Raw genomic sequence first — 23,387 nt, 5'->3', positions numbered from 1 at the left:
CTGTTGGCCAAAGAGCGGGATTTCGTGCAAGCGTTTTCTATAGTTGGCGGCTGCCGGGCGGGCAGGGGCGCGGTGTCAGCGGCTGGGAAACAGGCCGGGCATCCAGTCTCCGGCCAGGGTAGCCGGGAAGTTCAGCTGCAAAGGTGCGCGCTGGGTTGGCGATGCCAGGGCGCCGGCCGCCAGCAATCCGGCGGTCACCTTGCGGGCCTGGCGGTCGCTGACGCCAAGCAGGCCGTGCACGCTGCCGCGTTCCAGTTTGCCCAGTGTTAGAGCCTCGCGCATCACCGTTTCGGCGCCGGTCAGCAGGCGGCCTGCCTTGATTTCCTGCTGGCACCAGGCCTCAACCCGGGTGCGCAGGGCCTGCGGCTGCATCAGCTGCTCTATGAAGCGGACCTGATCGAGCGCGGTTTCCAGGAAGAAGGCGGCAAACTCCGCCAGCCGCTGCTCCGACAGGTTGCCGCGCCCGTCGGCGCCGCCGTGGCGGGGTTCATCGGCGGCCATCAGGCGTTGCTTGTACTCGGCCTCCTTGCGGGCGAGGCCGCGGGAGGCGGACCACAGGCCCTCGGAATTCACGTTCTGGCGCAGCATGGCGTGGGCCACCATGCGCGACACCCGCCCGTTCAGATCCAGGAAGGGGTGCACCCAGACCAGCCGGTGATGGGCGCAGGCGGTGGCGATGATCGCGCCGCTGCGGCCCTGGGTGCCGTACATCTTGCGCATATGGGCCAGCAGCCGCGCCACCGCGCCGGGGCTGGGGGCGACGTGTTTTCCCACCTGCACATAGTCGGTGCGGAAGGCGCCGGGGATGATCCGGGTCTCCGTGCCGTCGGGGGTGCGCGTGACCAGCAGGCTGCCGGGCAGGTTCTCGCAGAACCGGCGGTGGATCTCCTGCAGCACCGCGGGCTCGAGCGGATGGCCGGGCAGCCCGCCCTCATCAATCCACTTCTGCACCGCGATATGGGCAACCGCCTCCAGCTGCAGATCGCGCTTGGCCCGGTCCTGGCTGAAATCATGGTTGAGCGCGCGTTCGATATCGACCGGGTGGGTGTTGTGGCCCTCGATCAGGTTCGAGTAGTAGCAGTTCATCGACCGCACCAGGCCGGCCAGCGGGGTGCGGACGGCCTCTGGCAGGGCGGCGCGCAGGGCTGAGGAGGCCATCGCCAGCTCCACCGCCAGATCGTTGAGGGCAGGGCGGTGCCGGGAGGCTTCTTCGGGGATCATCGGCTCGACGATGGTGATCGGCTCGCCATCATCCGCCAAGTCGGTTGGCCTGTCCGCCGCCATGCAGTTCCCCTGTTCCGGTTTTGGGGTTTGACGCCCGTTTGTTCCTGTTCAAGTTCCGTTTTATAGCCCGCTTATTTCCGCCGGGAAACAGGATAAAATAACATTATTATCATTGTGTTATAAATGTTCTACGGGTTTTTTCTGCTGATTATGTTCTGCTTTTAGTTCCGGTTCATGTTCCGGTTCGCATTCGGAATGGCCCCCTGCGGCGTTGGTGCAGTTGCCGGAGGGGCCAAAGTTGCGGCAGGCTGAAAACGGCGGCCGGGGGCGGCTGCGGAGGGCAAAGCGCATGGCAAACCCGGTTCAGGACAGCAGTGGCGGGAGGCTCAGCGGGCTGACGCGGCAGCAGGCGGAAGCGGCGCGGCGGACGTATGGATGGAACGAGCTGCCGCGGGGCAGGCGGACCGGGCCGCTGCAAGTGTTCCTGCGCCAGTTCAGCAATTTCCTGGTGCTGATCCTGATCGCTGCGGGGATCATCGCCTTCACGCTGGGCGAGTATACGGACACATTGGCGATTGGGCTGGTGATCGGTCTGAACGGGATCCTTGGCTTTGTGCAGGAATGGCGGGCGGAGACCGCGCTGGAAAGCCTGCGCAGCATGCTATCGCCGCAGGCGCTGGCGGTACGGGACGGGCGCGAGCAGGTGATCGAGGCGCGCGAGCTGGTGCCGGGCGATCTGATCATTCTGGAGGCGGGCGCCCGGGTGCCTGCTGACGCGCACCTGCACGAAGCTGCCGGGCTGCGGCTGGATGAAAGCGCGCTGACCGGGGAATCGGTTCCGGTGGACAAGGCGCCCGGCACAGACACTGCAGAGGTGTTTGCCGGCACGGTGGTTGCGGCGGGCCGCGCGCTGGCGGTGGTCACCGCGACCGGCGCGCGCACCGCCTTTGGCGAGATTGCGGCGCTGACCGGGGCGGTGGGCCTGAAGAAGACCAATCTGCAGGTGCAGCTGGGCCGGCTGGCGCGGCAACTGGGGTTTGCGGCGCTGGCGGTGGCGGCGGCGATCCTGGCGCTGGGGCTGTATATGGGGCGGGACGCGGCGGAGATGTTCATGACCGGCCTGTCGCTGTCGGTGGCGATGGTGCCGGAGGGGCTGCCTGCGGTGGTCACCATCACCCTGGCGCTGGGGGCGGCGGCAATGGTGCGCCAAAGGGCGCTGGCGCGGCGTCTGCAGGCGGTGGAAACGCTGGGCGCGGCCTCGGTCATCTGCACCGACAAGACCGGCACCCTGACTGAAAACAAGATGACCGTGACGCGGGTCTGGACGCTGGACCGCAGCTATCAGGTGACCGGCACCGGCTATGATCCGGCGGGCCATATTGCCTGTGAGGGGGCCGTTACCGGTGCGCGGGAGGATGCGGTGCTGGCAGAGCTGCTGGAAGCGGGGCTGACCTGCACCCACGCCAGCCTGCACCAGGAGGGCGACCACTGGCAGATGACCGGCGCCCCGACCGAGGGGGCGCTGGTCACATTGGGCTACAAGGGCTGGGCAGCGCTGCCGCCGCCAGATGCGGTGCTGGCGGAAATCCCCTTCAGCAGCGAGCGCAAGCGGATGAGCGTGCTGGCGCGCAGCGGCGGCGGCGAAAAGGTCCTGACCAAGGGCGCACCGGAGCAGGTTCTGGGCCTCTGCACAGAAGTTTTGACGCAGGATGGCCCGCGGAAGCTGGGCGCAGGGGAGGGGGCCGCCATCACCGAAGCCTATGAGGTGATGGCAGCGGAGGGGCTGCGGGTGATCGGCCTGGCGGCTGGCGCGGCGCACGGCGGGGAGATCCGCGAGCAGGACATGACCTTCCTCGGGCTGGCGGGGCTGATCGACCCGCCGCGGCCGGAGGTGCGGGACGCCATCGGCGCGGCCCAGTCGGCAGGCATCCGGTTGATCATGATCACCGGCGACAGCCCGCTGACTGCCAAGGCGATCGCAACCCGGCTGGGCCTGCCTGCCGGAAAGACCCTGACCGGCGACGCGCTGGAGGCGCTGGAGGATGCGGAGCTGGACCGGATCCTGCAGCAGGATGTGCTGTTTGCCCGTACAAGGCCCGCCCACAAGATGCGGATCGTCTCTGCCCTGCAAGGGCAGCATCAGATCTTGGCGATGACCGGTGACGGGGTGAACGATGCGCCGGCTCTGAAGCAGGCCGACATCGGGATTTCAATGGGGGTGCGGGGCACGGATGTGGCCAAGGATGCCTCTGACCTGGTGCTGCTGGACGATAACTTTGCCACCATCGTGCGGGCCATCGGCGAGGGGCGGCGGCAGTTCACCAATGTGCGCAAGTTCGTGCGCTACCTTCTGTCCTCCAACGCGGGGGAGGTGATTGCGCTCTTGATCAATATCCTGATCGGCGGGCCGCTGATCTTTCTGGCGACCCAGATCCTGTGGATGAACCTGGTCACGGACGGGGTGACGGCGGTGGCGTTGGGGCTGGAGAAGGGCGAGCCGGACCAGATGGAGCATCCGCCCCGCAGGAAGGACGCGCCGATTGTGGGAAAGGCCGGTCTGCTGACCATTCTGGCGCTGGGGCTTTATACCGGGCTCGCCAGCTTGTGGCTGTTCCTGCATCTCTTGGACGGCAACGAAGATCTGGCCCGCACCGCCGCCTTTACTGCCATGGTGGTCTTTGAGAAGGCCAGCGTCTTTGCCTTCCGCTCCCTGCATCTGCCGTGCTGGCGGATCGGGGTGTTCAGCAATCCGCTGCTTCTGGCGGCGCTGGCGGTGACCATCGGGGCGCAGGTGGCGGCGGTGTACTGGCCGCCGCTGCAGGTGCTGCTGCATACGGTGCCGCTGCAGGTGGAGCAGTGGGGGCTGATCGCGCTGCTGGTGCTGCCGATCCTAGTGGTGCCGGAGGGGCTGAAAACCCTGCGCTATCTCGCCAGCCGCCGGACCACGCGGGCTGCGGCTGCGGCTTGACCTCCCTCAATGCGGGTTTTGCCGTTCCGGGCCATCCTGCGGGTATGAAGGGCGATCACGGGCACAGCAAGGAAGACATCGCGCGGCGGCTTGCGGGCAGCAATGGAAGCGGGCGGCTGCGGGACGCGGTTTACGGCGGCATTGACGGTGCGGTCACTACTTTTGCCATTGCCGCGGGTGTCGAGGGGGCCGGGTTTTCGCAAGGCGTGATCATTGCCCTGGGCATTGCCAACGTGCTGGCGGACGGGTTTTCCATGGCGGCGGCCAATTACCTGGGCACCAAGGCGGATCTGGACGACCGGCGGCGGCTTTATAAGGTGGAGAAGCGCCATATCCGCGACTACCCGGAGGGCGAGCGCGAGGAGTTGCGCCAGATCTTTCAGGAGCTAGGGCTGAGCGGCGAGGTGCTGGACGGAGCGGTGCAATCGGTTGCCGCCAACCCGGAGAAATGGATCTCGCTGATGCTGACCAGCGAATACGGGCTGGCGCCGGCCGAGCCCAACCCGGTGGCGGCGGCGCTGACCACCTTTGCCGCCTTTATGGCCGCGGGCATCGTGCCGCTCTTGCCCTTCATGCTGGGGCTGCCTGATCCGTTCCTGACGGCGGCCATTGCCACCGGGGCGGTGTTTTTTGGCATCGGCGCCAGCAAGAGCGTCTGGTCGCTGGCGCCCTGGTGGAAATCCGGGCTGGAGACGCTGGCAATCGGCTCCTGCGCGGCTGCGGTGGCCTATCTGGCGGGCAGCCTGTTCCGGGCTTGAGCCGGATCAAGGGGGCGGGGCCAGTTTGGCCCTAAGCTGGGGACCGGAGGGGGAGCCGATGTTTTCCAATGCCATCAAGATCGCCACCCTGCAGGGGTTTGACATCCGCATCGATCCGAGCTGGGCGCTGATCGCCGCGCTGATCACCTGGAGCCTGTCTTCGCAGTATTTTCCGATGGTCTATCCCGGTGCCGGCGGCAGCGTCTATCTCACACTGGCGCTGCTGGCGATGCTGGGCTTCTTTGCCTCTCTGACTCTGCACGAGATGTCCCATTCGGTGGTGGCCCGGCGCTACGGGGTTGAGATCAAGGGGATCACGCTGTTCATCTTCGGCGGGGTTGCCCAGCTGGGATCGGAGCCGAAGACTGCCGCCAGCGAGTTCTGGATTGCCATTGCCGGCCCTTTGATGAGCTTTGCGCTGGCTCTTGGCTTCTGGCTGTTGGCGCAGATGGGCGGGTGGCTTGCGCCGGGAATAGCGCTGAACCCGGTGCTGGACTACCTGGCGCTGATCAACCTGGTGCTGGCGGTGTTCAACCTGTTGCCGGCCTTTCCGCTGGATGGCGGGCGGATCTTCCGCGCCTTCCTGTGGAGCCGCAACCGCGACCTGCTGCAGGCGACCGCCACCGCCACGCGGATCAGCAGCTATTTTGCCTATGCGCTGATCTTCTTTGGCATCGTCGGGCTGTTTTCTGGCAATCCGGTTGCCTCGCTGTGGCAGGTGCTGATTGGGGTGTTTGTGCTGGCGGCGGCCAAGGGCACCTATGCCCGCCAGCTGCAAGAGGCTGCGTTCAAGGGCAAGACGGTTGCCGTGCTGATGACACATCATGTGATATCGGTGCAGCCGGAGGTCAGCCTGCAATACCTTGCGGATGACGTGATGCTAAGCGCGCGCAAGAGTTTTGTACCGATGGTGCTGGGCGACGTGCTGCTGGGCTATGCAGATACCAGCCTGCTGGCGCAGACCCCGCGCGCGGACTGGGCGGAAACCCATGTCGGCGACGTCTATGTTCCGGCGGATGCGGACAATACGGTCGGCCCTGAAATGCCGGCTGCGGAGCTGATGGCAAAGATCTCCTCCACCGGGCGGCGCAAGTTTCTGGTGGCAGAGGAGCGCCAGCTGCTGGGGGTGGTCACGCTGTCTGATTTGACGGGGTATCTGGCGGTGCTGCAGGAAATCCGGCTGCCGGACAGCAAAGCGGAGTGAACCCTGCGTGTCAGCGGCTTTGCTCAGTCGGTTGTTCAGGCTGGCGCTGCGCAGAGCCGCCCAGGAAGGCAAACCAGTAGGCCAGGGCGACCCCGCCCGCGCCGCCTGCGATGTTGCCGACGGTGACCCAGAACAGGTTGGCGGCTGCCGCAGAAAGGGGAAGGTCCGCTCCCGCTGCCCACGCCTGCGGGAAGAAATACATGTTGGCGATGGAGTGCTCCAGCCCCAGCAGAACGAAGGCGGTGATCGGCCAGAGGATGGCCAGAACCTTGCCGGCGGCGGTGCGGGCCGCGAAAGACAGCCAGACGGCGAGGCAGACCAGGGCGTTGCACAGCGCGCCGCGCATAAAGGCCTCAAGCGGGGCAAGGCCGGCCTTGGCCTCTGCGATCCCGGCGGCGGTTGCACCCATTGCACCGTCCAGCAGCCCTGTAAGGGCAAAGGCGGCGGCCAGCCCGGCAGCGCCGGCCAGATTGCCGACATAGACCACGCCCCAGCTGCGCAGCAGCAGGCGCAGCGGGATCTTGCGGTCCACCGCGGCGATCACCATCAGCACATTGCCGGTGAACAGCTCTGCCCCGGCGATAACCACCAGGATCAGGCCGAGCGAGAACACCGCGCCGCCGAGCACCCGTATAGGCCCTGTGACGGGGGATGCACCGGTCAGGGTCATGGTATAGGCCGCCGCGCCGAAGCCGATGAAAGCGCCCGCCAGCATCGCCAGCACGAACATCTGCGGCAGCGGCAGCCGGGCCTTGGCGGTCCCGGCGGTCTCTACCAGGTTTGCGATTTCAGCAGGCTTGTAGGCATCAAACGGGGCCTGGCTGGTCATAAGGCGGCTCCTGAGTTCATGGGCTAGGGGGCAGAGGGCGTCAGTGGGCAAACAGGACCGGCAGGTCCGTCTGCTCGATCATCGTGCGGGTGGTGCCGCCGAAAACGGCCTCGCGCAGGCGGGAATGGCCATAGGCGCCCATCACCACCAGCCCGGCCCCGGCCTCGCGCGCGCGCTGCTGGATGCCGTGGCCGACATCCTGCCCGCCGCCGGGGAATTGAGACACGGTCACCTTGCAGCCCTGGTGGCTGAGCCATACGGCGGCATCGGTGCCCGGATCCTCACCGCCGCGCTGATCGGAGGTGCTGGTTTCAAAGCAGCCGATCACGACCTCGTCAGCGTGGCGCAGATAGGGCAGCGCCGCGTGGGCCGCGCGGGAGGCAGCAGGGCTGCTGTCCCAGGCCAGGAAAACGCGGCTGTAGCTGGCAAAAGGCGCGCCGTTCACAATCACCGGTACCGGCGACTGGAAGAGGAGGCCATGCAGTGCTTCGCGGAAAACAGCCTCGTGGTCCCTGAGGCCATCGGCGAACTGGGCGATGTCGCAGGTCTTGGCCCGCTGGGCGCACAGCAGCCGGATATCCGCACCGGCGCAAACCGCATATTGCACATCGCCGGAGCAGGTGTTGCGTGTGAGGAGATCGTTCACCTCTGCGGCGCGGGTTTGGGCTGCCTGCCGGGCGTCCCGCAGTTGATCCACCCAGTCCGCAGGCATCGCAGCCGAGCCGAAAGCTGTTGTGCCGGAGACAAAGTAGGGTCTGCCGGGCGGATTATCGAGCAGCAGGCAGGCCAGATAGGCATCCTGGCTCTGCGCCGCCTCGGCGGCGGCAGTGATGGTTGCGTCGCTGGTGTCAGTGGCAAGCACGAAGAGAGAGGTTTTGCGTTGCATGGCGGGCCTCCGGGCTGGATCGCGGCAGGCGGGGTGCGCACCGCGTTCACCAGTAGAACAGGTTTGCCGGCAGGTGCCATGATCCGGATCAATCGGCGGCCTTGGGGCGGCTAACCTCCGTCAATGCGGGGCGGCGGCGGGCGGCGTACACTCGGGCGGCATCAAAGGAGGATCACGATGTACAAGCATATTCTGGTTCCCGTCGCACCGGATCACGGTGCCAATACGGCCCGCTCGCTGGAGGCTGCCCGCCTGCTGGCGGACAGCGATGCCAGGATCACCGCGCTGACCGTGGCTGACGAGATCCCCGGCTATGTGGTGCAGCAGCTGCCGGAGGGGCTGCTGGAAGGCACCCGCGCAGAGATGCTGGAGTCGCTCAAGGCGGACCTGGGCGGGGTGACGGACGTCAAGGCGGATGTAGTGACCGGCCATGCCGGGCGCACGATTACTGATTACGCGGAGGCGCATGGCGCCGACTGCATTGTCATCGCCTCGCACCGGCCGGGCCTGCAGGATTACTTCCTTGGCTCGACCGCGGCGCGGGTGGTGCGTCATGCCAAATGCACCGTCGTCGTGCTCCGCTAGCCGTCCTGCGCGACTGAGCGGCGGAACAGCACCAGGCTGGTTACCAGCAGGGCCGCGCCCAGCAGCGCCATCCACAGGAATTCGGGCCAGACGGTGTCAAAACCCGCACCCTTGAAGACGATGGCCTGGCTGGCGGCCATGTAGTGGCGCGAGGGCAGGAGGGTGGTGGCAGCCTGCAGCCAGGCGGGCTGGCTTTCCACCGGGGTTTCACCGCCCGAAAGCATCAGCATCGGCAGGATGGTCAGCATCACCAGCAGCGCAAACTGCGCCATCGAGCGCGCGACCGTGGCCAGGAACACTCCCAGCGCGGTGGCGGTGAACAGAAACAGGGCGGTGCCGCAGAGGAAAAGCAGCTTGGAGCCGGCGATGGTGATTTCCAGCACGCCCTGCATCACAAAACCCAGCGACAGCGCTGCCGCAACCAGCACCACCGCGGCGTTGGCCCAGATCTTGGCCGCGGCGATGTCGAAGGGCGACAGCGGCATCGCCAGCAGGTGCTCAATTGTGCCGTGCTCGCGCTCACGGATCATCGCGGCGCCGGTTAGGATGGTGGTCAGCCACATGATCTGGCCGATCAGCGCGTTGATGCCGGCAAAGCGCACGGTGTCGCGGTTCGGGTTGAAGGCGCTGCGGATGATGATGTCCAGCGGCTGCGGCACGGCCAGATCAGCGCCGATGGCAAACCGGCGGATTTCGGTGCTGAGGATGCTGGTAATGTAATTGGCGCCGATGCCGGCCTGTTCCATTGCGGTGGCGTCGATCAGCACCTGGATCTCCGGCACCCGGCCTGCGCGGACGTCCTTTTCGAACCCCGGCGGCACGGCAACCACGAACAGGAAGTGGCCGGCGTCCATCCGGGCGGCACCGGTACCGGGTTCAATCTGCACCACCGGCTGGAACTCCGGCGGGAAAAACGCGGCGGCCAGGGTGCGGGACAGCGGCGAGTTGTCTTCGTCCGCAAAGGCGATCGAGGCGTTGTTGACCGAGGTTGCGACCCCGGTTGCCTCCATCACCGGCGCCAGGGTGAAGGACCAGACCAGAAGCGCCATCATCACCCAGTCGCGGCGCAGGCTCATCATCTCCTTGAGGCCGAGCCAGAATATGCAGGAGAGCCGCCGCATCTACTTCTCCTGCGCGCGCAGCGCCAGCGCGGCCAGCAGGGTCAGGGCCGGTCCGAAGCAGGCCAGCGCCAGGATATCGGGCAGCAGCGCCTCCCAGCCCAGCCCCTTGGTGAAGGCGCCGACGTTCAGATGCAGGAAATAGGATGACGGCCAGAGCGCGCCGATGGTCTGGGCGCCGGGTTCCAGTGTCGAGACCGGCTGCAGCAGGCCGGAGAACTGGATCGTCGGCACCACCGAGGCGATGGTGGTGGCAAAGGTCGCCGCCACCTGGCTGGAGGTCATGGTGGCAATCAGCAGCCCATAGGAGGTGGCGGCCCAGACATAGAGCAGCGCGCCAAGGGCCAGGGGCAGCGGGTCGCCCTTGAGCGGCACCCCGAAGACCGCGATGGTCATCACCGTCAGCAGCAGGAAGTTCAAATAGGCGATCACGATATAGGGGATCTGCTTGCCGATCAGGAACTCCAGCCGGGTGGTGGGCGTGACGTAGAAATTGGTGACCGAGCCCAGCTCCTTCTCCCGCGCAACGCTGACCGCCATCAGAACCGCGGGTAGCATGATCAGCAGGATTGCGGGCATCGCAGGGGCCATGGCCGCGATGCTCTCGAAGCTCTGGTTGTAGCGGAACCGCGGCTCTATGCGGGTGATTTCGGGCTGACGGGTGCCACTGGCGGCGGCCTCAGCGTTCAGGAAGGTCTGGTGCAGGCCGGCGGCGTAGCCCTCCACCGTTTCGCCCTTGAAGGGGATAGCGCCATCGACAATCGCCAGCACCTCTGCCGGTTCACCGGCGCGCAGCTTGCGGCCGAAATCTGGGGGCAGCTCCACCACCAGCGAGACCTCGCCCGAGACCAGCCGTTTGCGCCCGTCGGCGGCGCTGGCCAGGGGCGGTGCGGGGCGGAAGTAGCGGGAGCCGGAAATCTCCGCCAGATAGGCGCGGCTTTCGGGGCTTTGCGACAGGTCGAGCGCGGCATAGTCCAGTTCATCAATGTCCAGCGAAATGCCAAAACAAAACACCAGCATCAGGATCACCGAGCCAAGGAAGGCAAAGGCAAGCCGCACCGGGTCGCGCAGCACCTCCACCGTTTCGCGCCGCGCATAGGCCAGCGCACGGGTGAGGCCGCCCGCTGCGCGGCCTTTTGTCTGAACCGTTGTTTCGGGTGCGGAGACCGGGGCAGGGGGGTCGGCGGCCCTGAGGATGGAGACAAAGGCCTGTTCCAGCGTGTCCGCAACCTGCGATGCCATCAGCGCCTTGGGCGTGCCCTCGGCCAGAACCTTGCCCGCGTGCATGAAGGAAACCCGGTCGCAGCGTTCGGCCTCGCCCATGAAATGGGTAGAGACGAATATCGTCACACCGTCGTTGCGCGACAGCTCAAGCAGCAGCGCCCAGAACATATCCCGCGCCCCCGGGTCGACGCCGGAGGTCGGTTCGTCCAGGATCAGCACCCGCGGACGGTGGATCACCGCTACCGCCAGCGACAGGCGCTGCTTGATACCCAGGGGCAGGGCGGCGGCAAGGGAGGTGCTGTGCGCCTCCAGGCCGAAGCGCCGGGTCAGTTCGGCGACCCGGGCCGCGCGGTCCTTGATCCCGAAAATGCGGGCGTGTAGCTGCAGGTTCTGCTCAACGGTCAGTTCGCCATAAAGCGAGAACGCCTGGCTCATATAGCCGATTTCGCGGCGCAGGGCGCGGTTCCTGGCATCCACCGGCTTGCCGAACAGCTGCGCCTCGCCGGAGCTGATGGGCAAGAGGCCGGTCAGCATCTTCATGGTTGTCGACTTGCCGCAGCCATTGGAGCCAAGAAAGCCGAAGATTTCCCCGCGGGCAATGCTGAAATCGACGTGGTCAACGGCGGTGAAATCGCCAAAGCGGCGGGTCAGGCCGCGGGCGGTGATGACCGGCTCGCCGCTGTGCGCCGCTGGGGCAGGGTGCTGAACCGGCGGCGGGCTGCCGTTTGCCCGCAGCTGGCGGTATGCGGTTTCCAGATCGCCGGTCTGGCGCTTCAGGTCATCCGGCGGTCCCTGGTACAGCACCCGGCCCGCATCCATGGCGACGATCCAGTCGAAACTTTGCGCCTCCTCCATATAGGCGGTGGAAACCAGCACGGTGAGGCCGGGGCTGGTTTTCCGGATGGCGCCGATCAGCGCCCAGAACTGGCGGCGCGACAGCGGGTCAACGCCGGTGGTCGGTTCATCCAGCACCAGCAGCTTGGGGTCGTGGATCAGGGCACAGCAGAGGCCCAGCTTCTGCTTCATGCCGCCCGACAGCCTGCCCATCAGCCGGTCTTCAAACGGCGCCAGCCCGGTGGCTGTGAGGAGCGATGCGATGCGGGCCTCGCGCTCTGCCGCGCCCTGGCCGAACAGCCGCGAGAAGAACTCCAGGTTTTCGCGTACGGAAAGCTCAGGATAGAGGTTGCGGCCCAGACCCTGCGGCATGAAGGCAATGGCAGGGCAGATGCGGCGCCGGTGCGCGGCGTCGCCGATGGGGCCGCCAAGGACATCTAAGGTGCCGGCCTGCAGCTTCTTGGCGCCGGTGACCAGGCCCAGAAGGGTCGACTTGCCGACCCCGTCCGGGCCGATGAAACCGACCAGCCGGCCCGGTGGAAGGTCCAGGGAGACCGTGTCCAGCGCAGTATGCTTGCGGTAGCGGTGGCTGACCTCCGCGATGCGTATCCCGGGACTGTCTGCCCGGGCAGTCATTCGAACAGCTCAGGCGGGATGCGCCGCTCCAGCGCTTCGGGCCATTCCTTGGCGGTGTCGAGCCGGATCACCGCAATGCCGCGCAGGCCGGTTTTCACATGTTCGATCCGCGCCGCCACCAGATCCTGCGGGATGCGGACGCGGACGCGGAACACCAGCTGCTCGCGTTCGCTGAGGGTCTCGACCTGCTTGGGGGTGAACTGGGCCTCTGGCGAGACGAAGGTGACGGTGGCGGGAATGGCATAATCGGGCAGGGCGTCCAGCACGATGCGGGCCTCGGCGCCGATCGGCAGAAGGCCGGCCTCGCGGGCGGGCAGGAATACCTCCATATAGATGTTTTCAAGGCTCAGGAGCGTCAGGATCGGGCCGCCGGCGCCGACCACCTCACCCGGTTCCGCCAGCCGGTACAGGACCCGGCCCGGCACCGGTGCGGTGAGGGTGCTGTCCTCGATCTGCGCGGCAATCCGGCGGACCTCGGCTTCTGCCGCTGCGATGCGGGCCTCTGCGGTGGCGACACGCGCCTTGGCCGCGCCGAGCACCGCCTCGGCGACCTGATGGGCGGTTTCGCGTTCTTCAAACACGGTTTCTGAAATGTTGTGCCCGGCCAGCAGGGCGGTGGCGCGGTCCAGCTCATGCTCTGCGCGGCGCTGCTCGCTCTGGCGCTGGACCACCAGCGCCTCGGCCTCGGCCTTGGTCTGGCGCGCAAGCGCGGCTTCGGCGGTGGCCCGGTCATGCGCCGCCGCCAGCTCATCCGTGTCCATTTCCACCAGGATGCTGCCCGCCGCCACCAGGCTGCCCTCGGCCGCCAGCACCTTGGCCACCCGGCCGGCCCGGGCGGCGGCGATCTCAACCTGTTCGGCCTCGATCCGGCCGTTGCCCTGGACGAAGCCATCCGGCAAGTCCGCGCCATTTTCTGAAATGAACAGATAGACGGCGGCGGCCGAGAGCAGAACAGCCACCGCGGCAAGAAGTGCACCGGCAGTTTTGGTCATGGCAAAGCACCCCGTCCCGTTGCAGCAGTTGCGGAGCCTAGCCGGGTTCCGCTCATCCTGCCTTGCTCTGAGTCAATCCTGCGCTGCCGGATTGCCGCTATCATCACATCATGTGCGGTAGATACCGGGTTCGGGCCGGGCGGCACGGAGGTTCCGGAGCAAAGGGGAACAGCAATGCTGATGCGGCTGGCGACAACACTTGCAATTGCGGCAGGGCCGGGCTGGGCGCAAAGCCACGGCGTGGAAGAGGGGCGGGACCTGTTCCTGTATTTCTGCGCTGAATGCCACGGCAAGGACGCGGCAAGCCTGGGACCGATGGCGGAGATGATGGCCTTGCAGCCGCCGGACCTGACTCACTTGGCCGCGCGCAATTACGGTGAATTCCCGATGGCAGCTGTTGCCAAGCAAATAGATGGCCGCCAGCCGGTTGCCGCCCACGGTGATATGCCAATGTTTGGCCCGACCCTGGATGAGGATCAATTTGTGACTTTGGCCCTGCCAAGCGGTCAGCCTATGATGGTATCCCGCTCCCTGGGCAACGTCATCACATACCTTCAGTCGGTGCAAAGTCTGGCTGAAGGGACGGACTGACTGGTCCGCATCAGGTAATTTGCTCGGTTAAATTATTTAACATAAGTATGATTATTGGAATTCATTTTTGCCCGGGTACGCGCTACCCCAAACTGCGTCTCCTATAAGGCTCAGGACCCGTTGATATCCGATTGGCGGCATGATTCACGGTTGAAAAACGAATGGTGTGTGTCTGATCATTTCTGGATGACGGACGCCCAAGATGTAGGTTATAAAATGTTTAAAGACAAAATGATACGTGCCCGTATCCACGGCCGACAGCAGCGCAAGAAAGCCATCAGATACGACAAACGCCGATATAAGCGGCGCAACCGCATTGAGATTATGTTCGGCAGGCAGAAGGACTGGCGGCGGGCCGCCACACGGTACAGCAATGCTCAAAAGTCTTCCTGTCAGCTATATCTCTTACCGCCCTCGTCATCTGCTGGCGTTGAAATTCAATGAGACCAGAGCCTGATCTTCTGCAATGCTCAAAAACTCGCGCCGCATGGCAGAAGGAATTTCGCGCGTTCCGGCAGCCCGCCTAAGGCCGTGCTATTTGCCGGCAAGACTTAGTTTTTGGGAGAGAAACCTGCCCGGACCCGAGTTTTGGAAATGTGATGATAATTGCTGCACAACCGGAGATTTCATGAAGTTTCAGGGTGTCCGGAAGCACGCTGAGGCCACAAGAGACGGTCCGTGCACTTGGCTTGGAAACATCCGCAGCTATCGTGACCGGAGTGGAGGCTGACAAGCCTTGGCCGAGCAGACCGTCGCGCACCCGCGGTGCCTGCTCCACCGACATGTAGTAGGCAATTGTGGTTCCCGGCATTTCATGCCGGACGTAATCGGGCAGAGAGTCGCCGGCTTTGCATCTGGCAGTGGTCAGCACAAGCGTGTCAGACAGGCCGCGTTCGGTCAGTGGCGTACCGGATTGCGCAGCGGCGGCGCAGGCAGTGGTGATCCCGGGAACGATCTCCGCATCGATGTCTGCTGCAAGCGCGGCGGCCAGTTCTGCCGCAGCACACCCGAAGATACTGGGATCTCCCGATTTCAGGCGCACGACCCGGCGGCCCTTCAAGGCCTCCCCCACAACGGCCGCGTTGATCCTGTCCTGCGGCCAGCTGTGGGCCCCGACGTGTTTCCTGGCAAAGACCCGTTTGGCTGCAGGCCGAGCAAGGCTCAGAACCTCTTTCTCGACAAGGCGATCGAAAAACCGTATCAGCCTGCTGCAGCCCTTGCACAGCGCGCAGAGTGAGCAGATCGCGGACGCCTTTGCTGGAGGAACCGGCATCTGAAACCCTCCTATTCCGCGGCCTGCCTGAACGGGCGCCGTGCCAGCAGGTCTGCAATGTCAGGGCGGCAGGAGCCGCAATTTGTGCCCGCGTGCAAGGCAGCGCCGACCTCGTCCACGCTCAACAGCCCGCCGCTTTCGATGGCCTGCAAGATGGTGTTGGCACCGACGCCGAAACAGGCGCAGACCACAGGCCCTGGATCAGGCCGCCCCGCCGCCGGAACGCCGGTCAGCACTTCTGCCGTGCAGCTGCCCGGCAGACCCGCCAGGTAGTCACGGCTGACCGCTATCGGCTCCGGCGCAGTGAACAGCGCGGCCATGACCCTGCCGTCTTGAAACAGGGCCAGCCGGGCGATGCCCTTGCGGCGGTCGGTCATCACCTGAACGCCGACGTCCGGCAAGCCGAAGAGCCCCCGCGCAACGGCTTCAAGATCCACAAGCGGAGCCAGCCCCGCTAGTTCCGCCCGGTATCCGGATCCGGTGCGTGCCGCGGCCCAGTATTCTGCCTGGGGGGTCATTGGACTGCAGGATACGGCAAAGCCGTACCAGGCGGGCTGCCAGCGTTCCGCCGCAACAACGGCAGCTTTGCTTTCGGGCTGGCCCGAAACCGGATCAACAGCGGCGGCGACAAGGGTATCGATGCGCGCAGAAGGGGCGGTTTCTCCAGTCCAGTGGATCGGCACAAACAGGTCGCCGGGCTGCACATCCGCAGTGATCCGGGCGCGCAGGATGACCTGCCCGTGCGGGCTGCTGAGCTGCAGCAGGTCGGCGGGCTGCACGCCCAGCCGCCGGGCGTCCTCCGGGTGGATATCGGCGAAAGGCTCGGCCAGATGTCCGGACAGGCGCGGCGCCATGCCGGTGCGGGTCATCGTGTGCCACTGGTCGCGGATGCGGCCGGTGTTCAGGCGGAACGGGTACTGGCGGTCCGGGGCGGCCGCCGGGGGCCTGTGCCGGACCGCCAGCATCCGGGCCTTGCCGTCGGGGTGAAAGAACCGCCCGTCCGCAAAGAACCGCCCGCCCTGCCTGTCGCGGTTGACCGGCCAGCGCACCGGGGCCAGCCCGTCATAGCCAGCATCGGACAGGGAGCTGAGGCCGGAGATATCGAAGTCCAGCCCGAAGCCGCCTGCCAGCCCGGACAAGGCCGCATGTTCGCGGAAGACCTGCGCCGGAGACTGGTAATCAAACGCCGCGCCCCAGCCCATGCGCCGGCCCGCACCGGCCAGAATGTCCCAATCGGCGCGGGCCTCACCCGGCGGCGGCAGGGCGGCGCGCTGGCGGCTGATGGTGCGGTCCGAATTGGTGACGGTGCCGTCCTTTTCCGCCCAGGCGGCAGCGGGCAGTAGCACATCCGCCAGACGGGCGGTGTCGGTTGCGGCGGTAATGTCGCTGACCACGGTGAAATCGCAGGCCTTTATCGCGGCGGAGACGGCATCGGCCTCCGGCATGGTGACGGCGGGGTTGGTGTGGATGATCCACAGCGCCTTGAGCCGCCCGTCGCCTGCAGCGCAGAACAGGTCGACCGCCTTCAGGCCCGCGCGGTCAGGCATCGCGGGCGCGTCCCAGAAGGCCTGCACCGCATCGCGGTGGCGGCTGTTGTCCAGATCCATATGGCAGGCCAGCATATTGGCCAGCCCGCCAACCTCGCGCCCGCCCATGGCATTGGGCTGGCCGGTCACCGAAAACGGCCCGCAGCCGGGTTTGCCGATCCGGCCGGCTGCCAGATGGCAGTTGAGGATCGCATTCACCTTGTCCGCGCCGGAGGTGGATTGGTTCACCCCCTGGCTGAAGATCGTCACCACCTTTTCCGTGTGCATCCACAAATCGCAGAAAGCCGTTATTTCGCTGTCAGACAGTCCGGTCTCCCTCGCATCGGCGGCATAGGCAGCGTCCAGCGCCCCGCCCAGCCCGTTCACATGCCGCAGATATTCCGCATCCAGCGCACCGCCTTCGTGAAGCGCCGCCAAGAGCCGGTTGAACAGCGCCACATCGCTGCCTGCCCGCAGTTTCAAATGCATGTCCGCCTGATCGCAGCTGGCGGTGCGGCGCGGGTCGATCACCACCAGTTTGGTGCCGCGCGCCTCCCGCGCCGCCAGGATGCGCTGATGCAGCACCGGGTGGCACCAGGCCAGGTTGGAGCCTACCAGAACGATCAGATCGGCCTTTTCGAGGTCCTCATAGGTGCCCGGCACCGTGTCGGTGCCAAAGGCGCGTTTGTGCCCCGCCACGGTAGACGCCATACAAAGGCGCGAGTTGGTGTCGATATTGGCGGAGCCGAGAAAGCCCTTCATCAGCTTGTTGGCGACATAATAATCCTCGGTCAGCATCTGGCCCGACAGGTAAAAGCCGACGCTGTCCGGGCCGTGCTGTTCCACCGTCTGCCGGAACCTGGCGGCCACCAGATCCAGGGCGCTGTCCCAATCGGTTTCCTTCCCGTTCACCTGCGGCGCCAGCAGGCGGCCCTCCAGGCCCAGCGTCTCCCCCAGCGCCAGCCCCTTGGAGCACAGCCGCCCGCGGTTGGCCGGGTGCTCCGGGTCACCGCGCACCGCCAGCCCGCCCTGCCCGTCCGGGCGCAGCAGCACGCCGCAGCCGGTGCCGCAATAGGGACAGGCGGAACGGATCTCGTCCGGCGTGCTGCCGGCCATCACGCCGCGCTCCGCTTGCCCACGGCAGCACCGTCGATCAGCAGACGGCCGGCCTCCACGCGCAACGGATAGGTGCCGATCCGGCCCTCATCCGCCCCCTGCGCCGCACCGGTGTTCAGATCGAACACCCAGTTGTGCAGCGGGCAGGTCACGCTTTGGCCATGCACGATGCCCTCGGACAGCGGGCCACCCTTGTGCGGGCAGCGGTCGTCGGCGGCAAAGACCTCTGCCGCACCGGTGCGGAACAGGGCAACGCAGCCCGCCGGGGTTTTCACCACCCGCGCGCCATGCAGCGGGATGTCGTCGATATGGCCGATGTCGATCCAGTTCATTCCGCAGCCTCCAATGTGAGATTGGCAAGCGGCGCATATTGCGCCCTTGTGGTGCTGTCCTGCGCGTGCTCCGCCCAGGGGTCCTTGCGGTAGACGGACTGCGACAGCCCAAACCGCTCCGCCAGCGCCCTGCGGTTCTCCACGTCGTCCACGATCTGTTCCTTGACCCAGTCGAGCCCCACTTTGGCCAGCCATTTGTAGATCCGGTCCAGGTACCGGGCGTTTTCACGGTAGATCTGGGTCATGGCCGAAATCACCTCGATCGCCTCCTCCCCGGTTACCACCTTGCACAGCAGCTCAGTGCCCTTGATCTCCATCCCGGCTGCGCCGCCGACGTGGATCTCGTAGCCGCTGTCGACGCAGATCACGCCAATGTCCTTGCAGGTTGCCTCGGCGCAGTTGCGCGGGCAGCCGGAGACCGCCAGCTTCAGCTTGTGCGGCGTCCAGGACCCCCACAGGTGCTTTTCCAGCTTGATGCCCAGCCCGGTCGAATCCTGCGTGCCGAACCGGCAGTGATCGGTGCCGACACAGGTTTTTACCGTGCGCAGCCCCTTGGAATAGGCATGGCCCGAAACCAGGCCGGCGCGGTTCAGGTCGGACCAGATCGCGGGCAGGTCCTCACCCCTGACGCCCAGCAGGTCAATCCGCTGGCCGCCGGTCACCTTGACCGTCGGAACCGCGAATTTGTCAGCAGCATCGGCAATCGCGCGCAGCTCATCCGGCGTAGTGATACCGCCCCACATCCGGGGCACCACCGAGAAGGTGCCGTCCTTCTGGATGTTGGCGTGCTTGCGCTCGTTCACGAAACGGCTTTGCGGATCGTCGCGGTATTCCAGCGGCCAGTCTGCCAAGAGGTAGTAGTTCACCGCCGGGCGGCAGACATGGCAGCCGTTGGGCGTGGTCCAGCCCAGCTCCTGCCAGACCGCGGCCTGGCTTTTCAGCTCCTGCGACTTGATCAGGCGGCGGACGTCCTCGTGGGTGTGGCTTGTGCAGCCGCAGACGGGCTGCGCCTGCGGGGCGGCATAGCCATCGCCCAGCGTCACCGCCAGCAGCTGTTCCACCAGCCCGGTGCAGGTGCCGCAGGAGGCGCTGGCCTTGGTCGTGGCGCGGATCGCGCCAAGATCGGTGGCACCGCCTTCGATGGCGCGGGTGATCTGACCCTTGCAGACGCCGTTGCAGCCGCAGATCTCCGCCTCAGGCGGCAAGGCTGCAACGGCTGACAGAGGGTCCGCGGAGGCGCCCCCCTGAAAGGCCGGGCCGAAGATCAGCGTTTCGCGCATCTCCTCGATAGCCGCGCCGTCCTTGATCAGGCCGAAGAACCAGCTGCCGTCGGCGGTGTCGCCGTACATCACCGCGCCGATCAGCCGGTCGTCCTCGATCACCAGCCGCTTGTAAACCCCGCGGGAGGGATCGCGGAAGACGATGTCCTCGCGCCCCTCTCCCTCGGCAAAATCCCCCGCACTGAACAGATCGCAGCCAGTGACCTTGAGCTTGGTCGCCAGCTCCTTGACCGCAAAGGCGTTGGGCTGATCCAGCAGGCTGTCCGCCAGCACCCTGGCTTGATCGTACAGCGGCGCGACGAGGCCGAACAGATGGCCGCCGAACTCCACGCATTCGCCCACGGCATAGACATCCGGGTCGGAGGTCTGCATCTGCGCGTTCACCTCGATGCCGCGCGCCACATCCAGATGCGCGTCATTGGCAAGCCGGGTTTCCGGACGGATGCCCACCGCCATCACCACCAGATCGGCCCCCAGCGTCTCGCCGCTCTCCAGCAGCACCGCTTGCGCCCGGTCTTCGCCCAGGATCGCCTTGGTCGCGGCCTGGGTTTTCACGGTGATGCCGCGCGCCTCCAGATCCTTGCGCAGGAGGTAGCCCGCGGCCTCATCCAGCTGGCGCTCCATCAGGTGGCCCGTCAGGTGCAGCACGGTCACATCCATGCCGCGCTCCTTGAGGCCTGCGGCCGCTTCCAGCCCCAAAAGGCCGCCGCCAATCACTACCGCCTTGCCGCCCTTGGCGGCGGCCTCGATCATCGCGTTGGTGTCATCCAGGTCGCGGTAGGAGACCACCCCCGGCAGGTCGTGTCCGGGCACTGGGATGATGAAGGGGGCAGAGCCGGTGGCAATCAACAGCTTGTCATAAGGCACATGGCCGTTTTCACCCTCGACCACCTTCATTTCCCGGTCGATCTTCACCACATGCTCGCCGAACCTGCAGGTGATGCCGCGCTCCGCGTACCACTCGTCGCTGTGGGTTACGATCTCCTCATAGATCTTTTCGCCCGATAGCACCGGGCTCAGCATGATGCGGTTGTAGTTGCCGCGCGGCTCGGCGTTGAACAGGGTGATGTCATAGGCGCCGGGATCGGCATCAAGCAGATGCTCGATCACCCGGCCAGAGGCCATGCCGGCCCCGATGATGACGAGTTTCTGGGTCATGGTCTTACTCCGCTGCGATCTGTTTTGCGGCTGGTTTGGGAGCGGGTTTCGCCCCGTGCTCGTATTCCTCCAGGAAATCGAGCACCTCCTGCCGGTAGGTGTAGTAATCCGGGTGCTCCAGCAGCGCCTTGCGGGTGCGCGGGCGCGGCAGGTCCACGTCGGTGATCTTGCCGATGGTGGCTTGGGGTCCGTTGGTCATCATCACCACCCGGTCGGCCAGCAGGATCGCCTCATCCACGTCGTGGGTGACACAGATGGCGGTCACCTTGGTGCGGCTCCAGACCTCCATCAGCACCTCCTGCAGCTCCCAGCGGGTCAGGCTGTCGAGCATGCCGAAGGGTTCATCCAGCAGCAGGAGTTTCGGGGAAAGCGCAAAGGCGCGGGCGATGCCGACCCGCTGTTGCATGCCGTTCGACATCGCATGTGCGGGCTTGTCCATCGCATCCGCCAGGCCGACGCGCTCCAGGTAGTATTCGACCACGTCCTGCCGCTCGGCCTGCGACGCCTTGGGATAGACCTTGTCGACCCCGATGGCGCAGTTCTCCCGCGCGGTCAGCCAGGGAAACAGGTTGGGCGACTGGAACACCACGGCGCGTTCCGGGTCGGCACCCTCGACGTGGCGGCGGTCCAGCTTGATCGCCCCCTTGGAGATCGGGTTCAGCCCCGCGGCCATGGTCAGCACCGTGGACTTGCCGCAGCCGGAATGGCCGATCAGCGAGATGAACTCGCCCTTATTGATCTTGAGATTGAAATCCTCGACCACGGTCAGCGGCCTCTTGGGCGTCGGGTAGATCTTGTGCAGCTGCGAGAAATCCAGAAACCGCTCCTCGGTGATCGACTTTGCAGCCTCCGCCACAGCCGTCGGCAGCCCGTGGATCGGGGTCACGTCCGGCAGGGTCTTCGTGCCTTCGGCCCTCGCTTGGATGCCCACATCCATCAAGCGGGAGGTGACCGACGCCCGCAGGCGCTTGAAGCTCTCGTCCGTGTTCATCGCGGAGCGGTCGCGCGGGCGGGGAATGGCGACGGTGAACGCCTCCCCCAGGCTGCCGTCCGGGTTCAGGGCGAGGATGCGGTCGGCCAGCAGAATGGCCTCATCCACGTCGTTGGTGATCAGCACGCAGGTCTTCTTGTCCGCCTCCCAGATCGCCTCGATCTCATCCGCCAGATTGGCGCGGGTCAGCGCGTCCAGCGCCGACAGCGGCTCATCCAGCAAGAGCATCTCCGGATCCATCGCCAGCGCCCGCGCCACGTTGACCCGCTGGCGCATACCCCCCGACAGCTCCGCCGGGCGGCGGTGCGCAGCGTGGCTGAGGCCGACCATTTCCACATAATGGTCCACTTTCGCCTGTTTCTCCGCCTTCGGGAGGCCGGGAAAGACCGTGTCAACCGCAAGCGCAACATTGCCGTTCACCGTCAGCCACGGCATCAGCGAATAGCTCTGGAAGATCACCCCGCGCTCGGGACCGGGGCCGGTGACCTCCCTGCCCCGGTACTTGACCGACCCCTCCGCCGGTCTCTCCAGCCCGGCCATCAGGTTGATTAGGGTTGTCTTGCCGGTGCCGGAAAAGCCCAAGAGCACAAGAAACTCGCCCTCCTGCACCTGCAGGCTGATGTTGTTCAGAACGTCGGTGCGGCTGTTGCCCTCGCCAAAGCTCTTGGAGACGTTTTTGAACTCAAGAATGCTCATGACGGCTCACCGGTTGTTCGTGAAGGTAAAGAGCGACTGCAGCGCGTACATCACCCGGTCCAAGAGGAAGCCGATGATACCGATGGTCAGCACCGCAACAATGATCCGGGCCAGCGACTGGCTGGAGCCGTTCTGGAATTCGTCCCAGACGAATTTGCCAAGGCCCGGGTTCTGCGCCAGCATCTCCGCCGCGATCAGCACCATCCAGCCGACCCCCAGCGACAGCCGCAGCCCGGTGAAGATCAGCGGCAGTGCCGAGGGCAGCACCAGCTTGGTGATCTTGGTCCAGGTGTTCATTTTCAGGACCTTGGAGACATTCACCAGGTCCTTGTCGATGGAGGCCACCCCCAGCGCGGTATTGATCAGCGTCGGCCACAGCGAGCACAGGGTCACGGTGACTGCGGAAACGAGGAATGACTTGGAGAACAGCCCGTCGTTGCTGGCATAAAGCGCCGAAACCACCATGGTCACGATCGGCAGCCAGGCCAGCGGCGACACCGGTTTGAAAATCTGCACCAGCGGATTGATGGCCGCGTTTGCAGCCGGTGAAAGCCCGGCCAGGATGCCCAGCGGGATCGCCACGGCGGCAGCAATCAGGAACCCGAAGAAAACGGTCAGGATCGAGGTCCCGATCTGCCGGTAATAAGACGGCGCGCCGGTAAAGGGGATGTCTTTCACCCGCTCCGGCTGGCCGCGGTCGATGAAGCGCTGGTTGCGGGCCTCCACCTTCTCGTAATGGGCGCGCTCCTTGGCGGCCTTGGCCTGCGCATCCTGATGCAGGTTCACCGCTTCGCTCCACACAGCAGCGGGCCCGGGGATGGCGCCCAGTGAGGTCTGCACCTTGGGCGCCAGCACGGCCCACAGCATCAGGAAGGCGGCAATGGCGATGACGGGAACCGCCAGCAAGCGCCAGATTTCCCTGATCTGCGCCCTGGGATTGTCCCCGGAGGCGGCTTTCAGCACCGGCGTCACCCAGGCCAGGCCAAAAACCTGGAACCAGGCGTCCATCTTGCTGATGCGGGTGAACAGCCGGGCGCGGCGGGCCTCCTTTTGTTCACTGGCGGGGTTCAGAGTGTCGGGGTCGGCGATCGTCATGGTGTCGTCCTCTGGGAAATGCTGAGGGAGGGGAAGGCCGCCCGCTCTTGCGGGCGCACCGCCCCCCTGCC

Annotated in this window: 17 protein-coding genes and 1 pseudogene; 6 read left to right on the top strand and 12 right to left on the bottom strand. The window is 65.8% G+C overall.

Annotated features, from left to right (window positions below; genetic code table 11):
* Nucleotides 1-75: 75 nt before the first annotated feature.
* Entirely contained in the window at nt 76-1,284 is a 1,209-nt protein-coding gene (locus RA25_RS12825) for a Fic family protein (RefSeq protein ID WP_039172819.1), read from the bottom strand.
* 289 nt (nt 1,285-1,573) lie between these two features.
* On the opposite strand from RA25_RS12825, the gene RA25_RS12820 reads away from it, so the two are divergent.
* Genes RA25_RS12820 through RA25_RS12810 form a run of 3 tightly spaced genes read left to right on the top strand, consistent with a single transcriptional unit; the run spans nt 1,574 to nt 6,154 of the window.
* A complete protein-coding gene (locus RA25_RS12820; protein ID WP_039172817.1) occupies nt 1,574-4,192 on the top strand; it encodes a cation-translocating P-type ATPase in 2,619 nt (872 codons plus the stop codon).
* A 44-nt stretch (nt 4,193-4,236) separates the two neighbouring features.
* Nucleotides 4,237-4,950 carry a VIT1/CCC1 transporter family protein gene (locus tag RA25_RS12815; RefSeq protein ID WP_039172893.1) on the top strand — a complete coding sequence of 238 codons (714 nt, stop codon included), beginning with the start codon at nt 4,237-4,239 and terminating at the stop codon, nt 4,948-4,950.
* A 58-nt stretch (nt 4,951-5,008) separates the two neighbouring features.
* Nucleotides 5,009-6,154 carry a site-2 protease family protein gene (locus RA25_RS12810; RefSeq protein ID WP_039172815.1) on the top strand — a complete coding sequence of 382 codons (1,146 nt, stop codon included), beginning with the start codon at nt 5,009-5,011 and terminating at the stop codon, nt 6,152-6,154.
* A gap of 10 nt (nt 6,155-6,164) precedes the next feature.
* Here RA25_RS12810 and RA25_RS12805 read toward each other — a convergent pair whose 3' ends face one another.
* Nucleotides 6,165-6,983 (bottom strand): formate/nitrite transporter family protein, encoded by an 819-nt coding sequence (locus RA25_RS12805; RefSeq protein ID WP_039172812.1) that lies wholly within the window; start codon nt 6,981-6,983, stop codon nt 6,165-6,167.
* A 40-nt stretch (nt 6,984-7,023) separates the two neighbouring features.
* The gene (locus RA25_RS12800; protein WP_039172810.1) at nt 7,024-7,869 is read right to left on the bottom strand and encodes a universal stress protein; all 846 of its coding nucleotides are present in this window, start codon (nt 7,867-7,869) and stop codon (nt 7,024-7,026) included.
* A 177-nt stretch (nt 7,870-8,046) separates the two neighbouring features.
* On the opposite strand from RA25_RS12800, the gene RA25_RS12795 reads away from it, so the two are divergent.
* Complete coding sequence (locus RA25_RS12795; protein ID WP_039172807.1) at nt 8,047-8,454, top strand: universal stress protein; 408 nt, start codon at nt 8,047-8,049, stop codon at nt 8,452-8,454.
* Here RA25_RS12795 and RA25_RS12790 read toward each other — a convergent pair.
* Genes RA25_RS12790 through RA25_RS12780 form a run of 3 tightly spaced genes read right to left on the bottom strand, consistent with a single transcriptional unit; the run spans nt 8,451 to nt 13,258 of the window.
* Nucleotides 8,451-9,575, bottom strand: a complete 1,125-nt coding sequence (locus RA25_RS12790; RefSeq protein ID WP_039172806.1) for an ABC transporter permease — start codon at nt 9,573-9,575, stop codon at nt 8,451-8,453. The genes RA25_RS12795 and RA25_RS12790 overlap by 4 nt on opposite strands.
* Nucleotides 9,576-12,266: a ribosome-associated ATPase/putative transporter RbbA gene (gene rbbA / locus RA25_RS12785; protein WP_039172803.1), complete on the bottom strand. Its 2,691-nt coding sequence runs from the start codon at nt 12,264-12,266 to the stop codon at nt 9,576-9,578.
* Entirely contained in the window at nt 12,263-13,258 is a 996-nt protein-coding gene (locus RA25_RS12780; RefSeq protein ID WP_039172800.1) for an HlyD family secretion protein, read from the bottom strand. The genes rbbA and RA25_RS12780 overlap by 4 nt, the downstream gene beginning before the upstream one ends.
* A gap of 174 nt (nt 13,259-13,432) precedes the next feature.
* Here RA25_RS12780 and RA25_RS12775 point away from each other — a divergent pair, with 174 nt between their 5' ends.
* Nucleotides 13,433-13,849: a c-type cytochrome gene (locus RA25_RS12775; protein ID WP_052254242.1), complete on the top strand. Its 417-nt coding sequence runs from the start codon at nt 13,433-13,435 to the stop codon at nt 13,847-13,849.
* A 222-nt stretch (nt 13,850-14,071) separates the two neighbouring features.
* Nucleotides 14,072-14,283 (top strand): annotated as a pseudogene (locus RA25_RS12770) (transposase); the annotation flags it as partial.
* A gap of 89 nt (nt 14,284-14,372) precedes the next feature.
* Here RA25_RS12770 and RA25_RS12765 read toward each other — a convergent pair.
* Genes RA25_RS12765 through RA25_RS12740 form a run of 6 tightly spaced genes read right to left on the bottom strand, consistent with a single transcriptional unit; the run spans nt 14,373 to nt 23,316 of the window.
* Nucleotides 14,373-15,122, bottom strand: a complete 750-nt coding sequence (locus tag RA25_RS12765) for an SAM-dependent methyltransferase (protein ID WP_052254241.1) — start codon at nt 15,120-15,122, stop codon at nt 14,373-14,375.
* An 11-nt stretch (nt 15,123-15,133) separates the two neighbouring features.
* Entirely contained in the window at nt 15,134-17,764 is a 2,631-nt protein-coding gene (locus RA25_RS12760) for a nitrate reductase (RefSeq protein ID WP_039172799.1), read from the bottom strand.
* Nucleotides 17,764-18,096: a nitrite reductase small subunit NirD gene (gene nirD / locus RA25_RS12755; protein WP_039172797.1), complete on the bottom strand. Its 333-nt coding sequence runs from the start codon at nt 18,094-18,096 to the stop codon at nt 17,764-17,766. Before nirD ends, RA25_RS12760 begins: the two co-directional genes overlap by 1 nt.
* Nucleotides 18,093-20,534, bottom strand: a complete 2,442-nt coding sequence (gene nirB / locus RA25_RS12750) for a nitrite reductase large subunit NirB (protein ID WP_039172794.1) — start codon at nt 20,532-20,534, stop codon at nt 18,093-18,095. The genes nirD and nirB overlap by 4 nt, the downstream gene beginning before the upstream one ends.
* 4 nt (nt 20,535-20,538) lie before the next feature.
* On the bottom strand, nt 20,539-22,221 hold the full coding sequence (locus RA25_RS12745) for an ABC transporter ATP-binding protein (RefSeq protein WP_039172790.1): 1,683 nt from the start codon (nt 22,219-22,221) through the stop codon (nt 20,539-20,541).
* Between the two features lie 6 nt (nt 22,222-22,227).
* Nucleotides 22,228-23,316, bottom strand: coding sequence for an ABC transporter permease (locus tag RA25_RS12740; RefSeq protein ID WP_019296407.1), 1,089 nt, complete (start codon nt 23,314-23,316; stop codon nt 22,228-22,230).
* Nucleotides 23,317-23,387 lie beyond the last annotated feature (71 nt).

The sequence above is a fragment of the Leisingera sp. ANG-S5 genome, assembly GCF_000813925.1.
GTDB lineage: Bacteria > Pseudomonadota > Alphaproteobacteria > Rhodobacterales > Rhodobacteraceae > Leisingera.
This window is presented reverse-complemented; position numbering and strand designations above follow the sequence as displayed.